Annotated in this window: 9 protein-coding genes and 1 rRNA gene; 2 read left to right on the forward strand and 8 right to left on the reverse strand. The window is 54.8% G+C overall.

What is annotated here, in order from left to right:
- Positions 1-104 precede the first annotated feature (104 nt).
- The 4 genes from FB556_RS07635 to argH all read right to left on the reverse strand — a co-directional run bounded on the left by FB556_RS07635 (position 105) and on the right by argH (position 7,592).
- Positions 105-1,639: ribosomal RNA gene (locus tag FB556_RS07635) — 16S ribosomal RNA — on the reverse strand.
- A 786-nt stretch (positions 1,640-2,425) separates the two neighbouring features.
- Positions 2,426-3,757, reverse strand: a complete 1,332-nt coding sequence (gene tyrS / locus FB556_RS07640) for a tyrosine--tRNA ligase (protein ID WP_141866343.1) — start codon at positions 3,755-3,757, stop codon at positions 2,426-2,428.
- A gap of 26 nt (positions 3,758-3,783) precedes the next feature.
- Positions 3,784-6,075, reverse strand: coding sequence for a HelD family protein (locus FB556_RS07645; RefSeq protein WP_141866345.1), 2,292 nt, complete (start codon positions 6,073-6,075; stop codon positions 3,784-3,786).
- A gap of 68 nt (positions 6,076-6,143) precedes the next feature.
- Complete coding sequence (gene argH / locus FB556_RS07650) at positions 6,144-7,592, reverse strand: argininosuccinate lyase (protein ID WP_141866347.1); 1,449 nt, start codon at positions 7,590-7,592, stop codon at positions 6,144-6,146.
- Between the two features lie 221 nt (positions 7,593-7,813).
- Between argH and FB556_RS07655 the strand changes: the two genes are divergently transcribed.
- On the forward strand, positions 7,814-8,233 hold the full coding sequence (locus FB556_RS07655) for an ankyrin repeat domain-containing protein (protein ID WP_141866349.1): 420 nt from the start codon (positions 7,814-7,816) through the stop codon (positions 8,231-8,233).
- 98 nt (positions 8,234-8,331) lie between these two features.
- Positions 8,332-9,075, forward strand: coding sequence for a hypothetical protein (locus FB556_RS07660; protein WP_141866351.1), 744 nt, complete (start codon positions 8,332-8,334; stop codon positions 9,073-9,075).
- Positions 9,076-9,147: 72 nt separating this feature from the next.
- Here FB556_RS07660 and FB556_RS07665 read toward each other — a convergent pair whose 3' ends face one another.
- From FB556_RS07665 to argB, 4 genes are read right to left on the reverse strand one after another with little or no spacing between them, the layout of a single operon-like run.
- The gene (locus FB556_RS07665) at positions 9,148-9,645 is read right to left on the reverse strand and encodes an arginine repressor (RefSeq protein ID WP_141866353.1); all 498 of its coding nucleotides are present in this window, start codon (positions 9,643-9,645) and stop codon (positions 9,148-9,150) included.
- A 2-nt stretch (positions 9,646-9,647) separates the two neighbouring features.
- Positions 9,648-10,646, reverse strand: coding sequence for an ornithine carbamoyltransferase (argF, locus tag FB556_RS07670; RefSeq protein ID WP_141866589.1), 999 nt, complete (start codon positions 10,644-10,646; stop codon positions 9,648-9,650).
- Between the two features lie 26 nt (positions 10,647-10,672).
- The gene (locus FB556_RS07675) at positions 10,673-11,932 is read right to left on the reverse strand and encodes an acetylornithine transaminase (RefSeq protein WP_141866355.1); all 1,260 of its coding nucleotides are present in this window, start codon (positions 11,930-11,932) and stop codon (positions 10,673-10,675) included.
- Positions 11,933-11,939: 7 nt separating this feature from the next.
- Positions 11,940-12,848, reverse strand: a complete 909-nt coding sequence (gene argB / locus FB556_RS07680) for an acetylglutamate kinase (protein WP_141866357.1) — start codon at positions 12,846-12,848, stop codon at positions 11,940-11,942.
- Positions 12,849-12,857 lie beyond the last annotated feature (9 nt).

The following is a 12,857-nucleotide window of genomic DNA, read 5'->3' on the forward strand; positions in this document are numbered from 1 at the left end:
GTTTGATGTTCCACCCACGTGACCACTGCCCGCACCCACCAGACTGGTGAGCACAACCAATGACAGCGCCACTAGATAACTATGAGAATAGTAATTCTCCTTAGAAAGGAGGTGATCCAGCCGCACCTTCCGGTACGGCTACCTTGTTACGACTTAGTCCCAATCACCGGTCCCACCTTCGACGGCTCCCCCCACACAAGGTGGTTGGGCCACCGGCTTCGGGTGTTACCAACTTTCGTGACTTGACGGGCGGTGTGTACAAGGCCCGGGAACGTATTCACCGCAGCGTTGCTGATCTGCGATTACTAGCGACTCCGACTTCATGGGGTCGAGTTGCAGACCCCAATCCGAACTGAGACCGGTTTTATGGGATTAGCTCAACCTCACGATCTCGCAACCCATTGTGCCGGCCATTGTAGCATGCGTGAAGCCCAAGACATAAGGGGCATGATGATTTGACGTCGTCCCCACCTTCCTCCGAGTTGACCCCGGCAGTCTCCCATGAGTCCCCACCATTACGTGCTGGCAACATAGCATAGGGGTTCCGCTCGTTGCGGGACTTAACCCAACATCTCACGACACGAGCTGACGACAACCATGCACCACCTGTACACCAGCCCCGAAGGGAAACCCTATCTCTAGGGCGATCCGGTGTATGTCAAGCCTTGGTAAGGTTCTTCGCGTTGCATCGAATTAATCCGCATGCTCCGCCGCTTGTGCGGGCCCCCGTCAATTCCTTTGAGTTTTAGCCTTGCGGCCGTACTCCCCAGGCGGGGCACTTAATGCGTTAGCTACGGCGCGGAAACCGTGGAAATGGTCCCCACACCTAGTGCCCATCGTTTACGGCATGGACTACCAGGGTATCTAATCCTGTTCGCTCCCCATGCTTTCGCTCCTCAGCGTCAGTAACAGCCCAGAGACCTGCCTTCGCCATCGGTGTTCCTCCTGATATCTGCGCATTTCACCGCTACACCAGGAATTCCAGTCTCCCCTACTGCACTCCAGCCTGCCCGTACCCACTGCAAACTGAAGGTTAAGCCTTCAGCTTTCACAGCAGACGTGACAAACCGCCTACGAGCTCTTTACGCCCAATAATTCCGGATAACGCTCGCACCCTACGTATTACCGCGGCTGCTGGCACGTAGTTAGCCGGTGCTTCTTCTGAAGGTACCGTCACCCCAAAGGGCTTCTTCCCAACTGAAAGAGGTTTACAACCCGAAGGCCGTCATCCCTCACGCGGCGTCGCTGCATCAGGGTTTCCCCCATTGTGCAATATCCCCCACTGCTGCCTCCCGTAGGAGTCTGGGCCGTGTCTCAGTCCCAGTGTGGCCGGTCACCCTCTCAGGCCGGCTACCCGTCATCGCCTTGGTAGGCCATTACCCCACCAACAAGCTGATAGGCCGCGAGACCATCCCAAACCGTTAAAACTTTCCACACCCCACCATGCGGTAGAATGTCCTATCCGGTATTAGACCCAGTTTCCCAGGCTTATCCCGAAGTTCAGGGCAGGTTCCTCACGTGATACTCACCCGTTCGCCACTCATCCACCCCCAGCAAGCTGGGAGCTTCAGCGTTCGACTTGCATGTGTTAAGCACGCCGCCAGCGTTCATCCTGAGCCAGGATCAAACTCTCCAAACAAAACCTGTTCAGATCGCATCGATCAAACCAGGACCAGACGGAAAACCCGGTCCCCTGGCATCGCTGTGATCACTACCCACGGAGGTAGGAGCGCCACAGCAACCATTTACAACAAATGGCATCAAACAAACTTGGCACACTATTGAGTTCTCAAACAACCACACCCACCCAGCCAACACACCCCACACGGGACACGCCAACCAAACAGGCCAACCAACGATCCACAACCAAACCATCATGAACCACACCAAACCGGCGCAGAACACAACACTAAACGACATCTTTCGTCGAGTCAAACTGGCACCACGTGACTTCTTTCACACCTCGATGTTCTGGCAATTTAGACCTTGTCATCGTATGATGTAATTGTTGTCGTGGACAAATCTGACTTCGTACTCGATGTCTGATCAGGACCGACTTCCAAGCTTAGCACGAGTGCTAATCGCTTTGTCAAATCGGCTTCGCCCTCGATTTCCCGGGGGCAGTTTCTCACTATATACCCTGTTCATTTGCATTTCAACATGCGTTCAGAAACAGCAAGCAATAGTCACCACATAGTGGTCCTGACTGGATCGTTGTATAAATTTTTCTAAAAGAACTTCTGTGTCTCAGCGCTTCCCGTCTCCGGTCTGCCCTGGGCACGAGAGATAACTATACACAGATAAATTCCGAATGCAAAATCGGCGGACTCGATGCGGTTTGAAGATCATTTCCGCATGAATCCGCCGATTTAGGACGATTATCTATTAAATTTGCTCTATTTAATCTGTATCTGTGTCGCAGATCTCAACTATTGGTTGAAGATAGGTTGACGAACCCCAGATTTCTTCGTCCGCGCCGTACTACGAAATACTTGTTGTGTAGTGCATCGTCTGTCGTGAACAGCTGCTCAGGATCGACGACTTTGTTGTTGTTCAAATACGCGCCACCGTCTTTGACGGTGCGTCGAGCCGCAGACTTTGATTCTTCCAGTCCAGTAGCTACCAATAGATCGACAATGCTCATTTGAGTATCGAGGTCTCGGGGTTTCGCCGTCGGTAGTTCCGCGCCGGCTGATTCGAGGGTAGTAGCGTCGATGTCTTCGAGTTCCCCACGGCCAAACAGTGCAGCCGATGCATCGATAGCGCGCTGGGTCTGTTCTTCGCCGTGTACAAGTGATGTCACTTCCCAAGCGAGACGACGTTGGGCTTCACGTCGGAAGGGTTCATCTGCGACTTTGCGTGCATAGTCTTCAATCTCTTCGCGAGATAGGAACGTAAACACTTTCAAACGCTCGACAACATCGGCATCTGCAGTGTTGATCCAGAACTGGTAGAACGCATAGGGCGAGCACATTTGCGGATTGAGCCAAATAGCGTTACCTTCGGATTTACCAAATTTCGTGCCATCGGCGTTGGTAATCAACGGCGTCCCCATGGCATGAACATGCTGACCTTCGACCTTGCGCACTAATTCGGTACCAGAGGTGAGGTTGCCCCACTGATCCGAGCCACCGGTTTGAAGAGTCACGTTGTGGCGCCGGAACAGCTCCATGAAGTCCATGCCTTGAAGGACTTGATATGAGAATTCGGTGTAGGAAATTCCCTCTTCTGACTCCAGACGCGATGCTACAATTTCTTTGCGAATCATAGTGCCAACCCGGAAGTGCTTGCCGATGTCTCGTAAGAAATCAAGCGCGGCTAAGCCCCCGGTCCAATCGAGATTGTTGACCATGACTGCACCGTTGTCACCTTCAAATGAGAGATAATGTTCAATCTGCTCACGCAGTGATTCAACCCAACCTTCAACGGTTTCGCGCGTATTGAGAGACCGTTCAGAGGTCTGGCGTGGGTCGCCGATGAGTCCCGTCGCACCCCCGACGAGCGCCACCGGATGATGGCCTGCCAGTTGTAGTCGACGCAACAGCAGCAACTGCACCAAGTGACCAAGATGCAGTGAGGCTGCAGTGGGATCAAAGCCGCAATAATAACGAATCGGGTCCCCGGCTAGGGCTTGTTCTAATTTGGCTTCATCTGTGGACACGTGAACCAAGCCACGCCACTTCAACTCCTGCCAAATATTCTCGAAAGAACGATCATTGGCTTGTCGACTCAAAAACTCTTCATTACTCACGGTCATCAAACTACCAGTTTCTGTTGAGTGCGCTAAGAATTCGGGATTTTTATGTCTCGTAGCCCAGCTGGCAGCTGCGCTTCGGACGCTGTCGTGATGAGTGTCAAAGTTTGGGTTGCGCGCGTCATAGCTACGTAGAGGTTTCCAACGGAGTCCCCAGCATCGTGCACCAAATTTTGGGGTTCAACGATAATCACCGCGTCATATTCCAATCCTTTAGCATTCTGGGCGGTCACCAATGCGATATTGCGATCTCGACGACGTCCGGTGCCGGTCCAGATTTGACCTGGGTATCTTTCCTCCAAGACCGGTTGCACTTGGGAGTAGTCCTCCCCCACGGCGATGACACCAAGAAGTCCTTCCGGGATGCGCTGGAATTGACGGTTCACCGCAGCCAGCAGAACTTCTTCCAGTTCTTCTGGACTGGTGTACTGCAATTCGGGTTCGTAGTCACCTTCTCGTAAAGCAGTCGGCGTGGTGACCCGTCGCCCAGCCGAGGTCGCCACGTTAGCGGCTGCCCTGGTGATACGTGCCGGCGTACGATAATTGACCGTCAACTCAGCTAAGCGCCAGTGATTGGGTGCAAACGGTTCCAAGACCGAACCCCAGTCAGTGCTGGGATCAGCGCCTGAGGCTTGAGCTAAGTCGCCGACGATCGTAAACGAGCGCAGCGGTGACCGACGAAACAGCATCCGCCACTGCATGTAGCTAAGTTCTTGCGCCTCATCAACAACAACGTGACCGTATGTCCAAGTTCTGTCACGTTGTGCACGATCGGCTATGGAATACCAGGTACCCTCAGGTTGTTGTGCTGCTGCCAGCATCTCGGCTGTCACCACTCCATCGACACCAATGTCCTCGAGCGTGTAGTGCATATTCTCGAGGGCAGCTTCTGCTGTATCGAGATCCCGCTGCTGAGATTTCTTCGCTCCATGGCCAACGTCAGTGACGAGATCCCCCAACATCACGGCGGCTTCATCGATGAGTGGGACATCCGCCTCGGTGAAGGGTGCCTTCGGTTCGCGCAGCAAGTTGCGGATCTCTGATGCAGTCAACATTGGAGCGGCGTCGACCAAATATTTGGGCTGAGACAATAGCTCATTGATTAGTCCGGTGGGCGTCAGTGGCATCCAGCATAGGTTCAGTAGTCGACGCACGTCCCGTGATTGTCGAATCTCTTGGCGTAGGTAGGATCGGTCGGCCTTATTGACTAAACCGTCCTCGCGTTTTGGACTGACGATATCCCGCATCTGGTCGTATAAGGTACGTACCATGTGGTCGACAAACACTTCTCGTGCTTGGTTGTGTGGTTTTCCGGATTCCCGCGCGTGGCCAATGGCACGCCGTATCTGAATGGGTCTGACGCGTAGACGAATGCCATCTACGGTGACCCACGTGGTTTTTGGGATGTTTCGTTGCCGTAACGCCACCGCATTAGCGATGACTTCCTGCATCACGAGTCGGCCTTTGATCTCAGCCGCAACCGGATCGGGCTCGGGTTGTGCTTCGATTCCAGGATAGAGCGTGCCCAAAGAACGCATAACCACCCCGGTCTCACCCAAGGACGGCAGAACTTGGTCAATGTAGTTCATAAACGCTTCTGACGGGCCTACCAGCAAAACCCCCGATTTAGCCAGTCGGTCGCGGTAGGTATAGAGCAGATACGCAGCACGGTGAAGAGCCACCGCGGTTTTGCCAGTGCCGGGACCACCTTGTACCACTAAAACCCCGCGCATAGCATCACGGATGATTTCATCTTGCTCACGTTGAATTGTGCTCACGATGTCACCCATTGCACCGGTCCGTGGCGCGCTGACAGCAGAGAGTAGCGCTTGAGAAGTTTGCCCAGACTCGGTTGAGGTCAAAACGTCGTCCTCAAAGGACTCTACTGTTCGCCCGCTCATCATGATGTGACGACGCCGGGCCACCCCTTGCCTGTTAGCAGCAGTTGCTTGATAGAACGGGGCAGCGTCAGGGGCTCGCCAGTCAATGAGGATTCGAGTCTGTTGGTCATCGGATAATCCAATGCGACCGATATGCCGGGATACCTCGTCGTCAGTATCAAGCCTTCCAAACACAAGCTGTTCTTCCACCGCAGCCAGCTGATTAATGCGGTCTTGATACAAACTGGCGAATGAATCGCGCTCGGATTGATTTTGAAAGGACCCTTGGAGACCCTGAGCCTGAATGCGCGCCAGTTGTTGTTTCTTTTCGTCTCTCAGCACGTCAAGACGGTCATAGAGTCTCGACACATAGTCACGCTCTTCATCCAGCTGCTGCTGGTACCACGAGGTAGTGTCGGTAGACGCGTAGTGGTCGGTCACCAAGGCTCCTTTGCTGCTAACCCTAGGCTAGCACTCCGCTTGTTTCGACCCCCTAGTCTACTGGCTCCTTAGCGCAGCCCGGTAGGATTTGTGGCGACAAACTCCCGGATTTCAGCTAGCTGCCGTTTAAACTCGACCAGTTGGTCCGCGACTGCCTCGGGTCCGGTACCGCCCTGTGAGGATCGGGAGTTTAAGGAACCCTCGGTTGACAAGACCGTCCGAACCTCGGGAGTCAAGTGTTCGGAGATATCGGCGTACTCTTCTTCGGTGAGATCCCACAGTTCGACTCCGCGGGACTCTGCCACCTGAACAGCTTCACCGGCGAGTTCATGGGCTACGCGGAAAGGGACCCCCTGGCGTACTAACCATTCGGCGATATCGGTTGCCAGAGCGAATCCTTCGGGTGCTAACTCGGCCATGCGCTCGGTGTTGAAAGTCAAGGTAGCGATTTGGCCGGCAAAGGCTGGCAAAAGTAACTCGAGAGTATCTGCTGCATCGAAGACCGGTTCTTTATCTTCTTGCAGGTCCCGGTTGTAAGCCAGCGGGAGTGCCTTCAGTGTGGTCATGAGTCCGGTGAAGTTGCCCAGTAGTCGCCCAGATTTACCGCGAGCTAACTCGGCGATATCCGGGTTTTTCTTTTGCGGCATGATTGACGACCCAGTGGAATATGCATCATGGAGGGTAACAAAATTGACCTCTTTCGTCGCCCAGAAGATGATCTCTTCTGAAATGCGTGACAGGTTCACCCCGACCATGGACGCGATCCAGGAGAATTCAGCAAACACGTCACGTGCCGCGGTGCCATCGATTGAGTTCCAGACCGCCGATTCGAATCCAAGATCGTGGGCGACAGCTTCTGGATCGAGTCCAAGCGACGAGCCGGCCAGAGCACCCGATCCATAGGGGCTGATTGCGGCGCGACGATCCCAGTCTATGAAGCGCTGCAGGTCGCGGAAGAAAGCCCAAGCGTGGGCAAGCAGATGGTGGGATAGCAGGACCGGTTGGGCGTGTTGCAAGTGTGTTCTACCGGGCATGGGTGCATACGGGTGGGTTTCAGCCTGGGTGATGAGTGCATCGATAACCTCTAACAACAATGACGAAATCTCACGGGCGTGATCGCGTAGAAACATGCGTCCCATCGTGGCGATCTGGTCATTGCGAGAGCGACCCGCGCGCAGTTTGCCACCGAGCTCTTCTCCGGCTCGTTCTAGTAGACCGCGCTCTAGCGAGCCGTGAACGTCTTCGTCGGATTCAGCTGCGACGTAGGTACCGGCCACAACATCTTGCTCAAGTTGATCTAGCGCTGCCAACATCTTCGGGAGTTCTTCGTCGCTGAGCAGTCCGGCACTGTGCAACACGCGAGCGTGCGCTCGGGAGCCAGCGATGTCATATTTCGCCAGTCGCCAGTCGAAGTGCGTTGATTTGCTCAACGCTGCCAGCGAGTCAGCAGGCCCATCTGAAAATCGACCACCCCACAAGGACCCTTCATTTGTGCCGTGTGATGCTGTATCAGCCATATCGGTGCAACCTCTTTTCGCGCAGGAATTCTCTAGTTCAAAACTACCAATAAATGGGTCGGTGGAGAGCCCTACGACTACGTAAGACCGAAATGTTCGCCACACAGTGTTGACGCTTCACTGACGATGTGGAATGGCAGACGTACCGATATACAGCTCAGAGTCTTACCCTGTGATGCCTGGCGTCTCAGTAGCTATGCGAAATTGTCTAAACTACTTATATGACCGACAACGAAGCCCAAGAGCAGCCGGAACTCACTGACGAACAAATCGCGTTTCTCAATACCTTATTTGATTACGCGCGAGAGGGGCAGGTACAAGCCCTGTCATCCGTGATCGACCAGGGTATTCCGGTCGACCTTCGCAATCATAACGGCGACACGTTCCTTATCTTGGCCGCCTATCGAGAACAAGCACAGATCATAGACGTCCTGCTGGCTCGGGACGCTGATGTCAACGCGCTCAATAATCGAGGTCAATCCGCGCTCACTTGTGCGGTATTCATGCAGAACACAGCTATTGCGAAAACACTGTTAGATGCAGGTGCAGATCCAGATCTAGGACCTCAATCAGCGCGCGCCACGATTAGCGCCATGGGTTTGGATGAAATGGGGCAGTTTTTGTCCGAATACGAAAAGTAGTGACCGACAGATTAGACCGAACACCGAAAAGCCGGTGCCAGGCCGCCACCTGTGGAACAGCAGGTGTACCAATACGAGGAGTTATTTTGAATCAAACGATGACGAAACCGAAACGCTGGTTAACAGCCACAGGACTGGGCGTTATCGCGGCTTGGACACTTGCCTCTTGCGGCGGTGGGCCCCCAAGCTTGACGGAAATTTCAGAATCAGCCAAACAGTCGATGAGCGAAGCGAGCTCCTTTACCTACACTCGGAGTGACCCCAACGGTGTTCATGACGAAGACATCTCCATCATTGAATGGTCTGGGCAAACAGAGCAAGACAACCACCACGTGACAATTACTGCGGACCAAGGGACGCTGGAATTTCTGGTGATCGATGAGGCGACGGCATTCTTGAAGCTTGACCCACAAGAGGGCGCAGAAGATGAACTGTTTACGCTGCCGGGGGCTGAAGGGCAATGGATCAAAGCTCCAGAATCCGGTTTAGAGGACACGATGGGCATTGAAGACGAATTTGCCACGACTACTGAGACTGCGTTTGCCCTCATCGACGACTTATCCCAAGAGGAGCTTGAAACGGTTGAGGCCGAAGAAACCGAGTTAGAAGGCCAAGAAGTTTATAAGTACACTGTGCCGGCGACCGCAGGCAACGACTCGGATCTGTATACCGGTTCTGAAGCTGTCTCGTTTTACTTCTTAAAAGAGACCTCTGAACTCGTTCAGGTCGATGCGACATCCGGTGGAAACACTGCCACACATGCTTTCACGAATGTCAACGAAGTTGAACTATTCAAGACTCCCCCAGCAGATGAGATCTCTGATTTAGAATGGACGTTCTAATTCCAGGTTGAAAGTCCTCAAAGATACAATTGCTCGGTTCATCGCGAACCGAGCAATTGTCTATTAACAACACTACGGTTTAGGTTCCTGCTCTGCGTAGGCAATGAAATTTTGGGCCACTTGTTGCCCACCTTCCGGATCACGAGTCACGACCATGATCGCATCGTCACCGGCGATGGTGCCCAAGACCGAGACCAGTCGTGCACGATCAATGGCGGAAGCCAGAAACTGGGCTGCCCCCGGTGGGGTCCGCAATACCGCGATGTTTGCTGAGCCATCGGCGTCTAACAACAACTCTTTGCACAAACTCGACAAACGTACTTCAGTCATCTCTGTAGAATGCGCAGCAATTCCGATGTCATGAGGCACTTGGTAAATCATGTGACCGGATTCGTCTCGCACTCGGGTTGCCCCGATGTCTACCAGGTCACGAGATAGAGTCCCCTGAGTGACCGTGACTCCGCGCTGGGTAAGTGCCTCGGCGAGTTCGGCCTGGGAACGAATTATCTGGGTTCCCAACACCGTTCTAATCGCATGCTGTCGTGCGGCCTTGGTCATCGGAGTACTCATGGCTATTGTGCTTTAGTTCGAGAAGCCATCGCGTGTGGAAGAGACAGGTCTGCTGGAATCTCAGCCAGCCCTGATGCGTAAAGCAGCCAGGCGATGAGCGCTTTTTGGGCGTGCAGACGGTTTTCTGCTTCATCAAAGACTCGGGATTGTGGGCCGTCGATGACTTCTGGCGACACTTCATAGCCGCGGTAGGCAGGCAGACAATGCAGGAAGATGGCATCACCAGCAGCTTGCGCCATCGCGTCTGCATCAACGGAATATTCTTTGAATAATTCCAGGCGCATTTCCGTTTCATCTTCCTGACCCATAGAGATCCAGGTGTCGGTTACCACCACGTCAGCGTCAGCCAGGGCATCAGCTGCATTCGTCGTGACAAGGATCGAGCCACCTGTCATCTCCGCCCGGCGCGTAGCTGTGGCCACAACTGCGTCATCGGGCAGGAACCCTTCGGGGCCGGCGATGCGAACATGCATGCCAGCGGTAGCTCCGCCAAGCAGATAAGAGTTCGCCATATTATTGGCAGCATCACCAAGGTATGTCATGGCCAGGCCCTGGGTCGTGCCTTTGGCTTCGCGAATGGTCTGCAAATCGGCAAGTACCTGACAGGGATGGTAATCATCGGTCAGGGCATTGATCACGGGGATGGCCGAGTTGTCGGCCAGCTCTTGAATCCCAGCGTGGGCATAAGTGCGCCAGATAACGACCGAGACCATGCGTTCGAATACTTTTGCCGAATCGTAGATGGACTCTTTGTGGCCCATTTGAGACTCGCCCGGGTTGATGACCAGTGGGCTCCCACCAAGCTCAGTCAGCCCAGCGGCGAAGGAAACGCGAGTTCTCGTCGAGGTCTTATCGAACATCACGATCCCCGTCTGGGGTCCGGCCAGCGGTTGGAAATCATACCGACGTTGCTTCATGATCTCTGCTAGATCCAGTACTTCGGCCTGTTCCGCCGGGGCGAGATCGGTATCAACTAAAAAGTGTCGTGGTGTGTTGGGCATCATCCCGCTCCTTGAGGCTCGGTCGGCTAGTTCGCTTCTGCAACTGTTTCAGCAACGATATTGGGTAAATCTTGGATGAGCGGGTCGACCTGGTCGATCGTAATGATGAGCGGTGGCGCTAGTCGCAGCGTGGTCTCATCGGTGGCGTTGATGATATACCCGTAGTCCAGCGCTTTAGCCACGACTTTTGGTGCCAGACCGCCGTCGGGCAAGCGCATACCCTGTGCCATAATAGCCGCGGTATCGAGTTCAATTCCCTGCCACAAACCATAGGCACGGACCGCTTTGACGATCGGCAACGCGTGGAGGCATTGCGCTAAATAGGCCCCGACCGAGCGGACATTGTCGAGCAGGTCCTCGGATTCGATGGTGTCCAAGACCGCCAACGCGGTTGCCGTGGCCAGCGGGTTGCCACCGAATGTGGTGCCGTGTTGGCCTGCAGCAAACAGTTCGGAGACTTCGCTACCAAAGGTGACCAGCGCGCCGATGGGCATGCCACCGCCCAGGCCTTTGGCAAGGGTCATGGCATCCGGAAACACGGGTTCGTCGGTGCCGGTGATTTCTGGGTTCTGGAAGGCAAACCAGGTACCGGTCCGGCCAATGCCCGATTGGATTTCATCGAAAATCAACAAAGCGCCATGATCATCACAGGCTTGGCGAACCTGCTGGAGGTATCCGGGTGGGAAGTCACGAACGCCGGCTTCACCCTGAACGGGTTCAATAATGACGGCGGCCACGGTGTCGTCCATCTCGGTTGTCAGCGCGTCGATATCCCCGGCAGGCACGAAAACAACCCCACCGGGTAGTGGCTCGAATGGTTCACGGTACTGCGGCTTCCAGGTTAAAGCCAGCGCACCCATGGTGCGACCGTGGAAAGCGTTTTGCAGCGCAATGACCTTAGGGCGACTGCCACCCTGGGCATGGCTATGACGACGTGCAAGCTTGAAGGCCGCCTCATTGGCTTCCGTCCCAGAGTTTGCAAAGAATGCAGCACCCTCGGAGATGCCCGCCATCGCCAAAAGACGCTCGGCGAGCCCAACCTGTGGCAGCGAGGTGAACAGGTTGGAAATATGTCCTAAGGTTTTGGCCTGTTCGGTGAGGGCATCAACGATCGCCGGGTGCGCATGACCCAGAGCGTTAACCGCGATGCCGGCTAGAAGGTCGGTGTAGCGTTTGCCATCGGCGTCCCAGACGTACACGCCTTCGCCTTTGACGAGGGCTCGAGCTGGGGTCCCGAACATGTTGGTCATGGAACGCTGGTAGCGTTCCAGCAGATTTTCTGTCATGAATTTCCTATGGTGTGACTTGAGTGCCGACGCCGGCGGTCGTAAAGATTTCTAGCAACATCGAGTGTGGTTGACGACCATCGACGATGTGAGCCTGCGGGACGCCTGCCTCTACGGCGGTCAGGCAGGCCCGCATTTTCGGGATCATGCCCGATTCAAGGCTGCCGAGCATGCCGCGCAGCTGGTCTGCAGTGATCGAAGTGATCAGCGACGACGGATCGGGCCAGTCGCCATAGAGTCCTTCGACGTCGGTTAGAACCACAAGTTTCGCCGCCCCTAGCGCTGCAGCGAGTTCAGCGGCCGCTGTATCGGCATTGACGTTGAGCACCTGCCCGGTGGGCTGATTGGTTTGTGGGTCCACTTCGGGGGCCACAGAAGACACAACCGGGATGCGTCCGTTGGCGATCAAATCGGTGATTGGAGCGGTGTTGACGTTGACGACGTCGCCGACCAGCCCGAGGTCGATCTGCTCGCCGTCGATGACGTGCTTGGTGCGATGAGCAACGAACAGATCAGCGTCCTCCCCCGACATCCCAACTGCATAGGTGCCGTGGGCGTTGATCAAACCAACGAGTTGGCGGCCGACTTTGCCGGTGAGCACCATGCGCACAACTTCCATGGTCTCTTCGGTTGTGACTCGCAGGCCGCCACGGAATTCGGAAGCGATGTCGAGTTTGTCTAACATCTCATTGATCTGCGGGCCGCCGCCGTGGACGACAACCGGATGGATGCCGCAGTGGTGCAAAAACACCATGTCTTGGACGAATGCTTCGCGCAGCTCGTCAGAGACCATAGCGTTGCCACCGTATTTGATGACCATGGTGGTACCGGCAAATTTTTGGATCCAGGGCAGCGCCTCGATCAACACGGCCGCTTTTACGGCAGCCTTGGGCATATCGCGTGGTGGTGTTGTCATAAGTGATGT

Origin of the sequence: Enteractinococcus coprophilus (assembly GCF_006716305.1) — a bacterium.
Taxonomy (GTDB): domain Bacteria; phylum Actinomycetota; class Actinomycetes; order Actinomycetales; family Micrococcaceae; genus Yaniella; species Yaniella coprophila.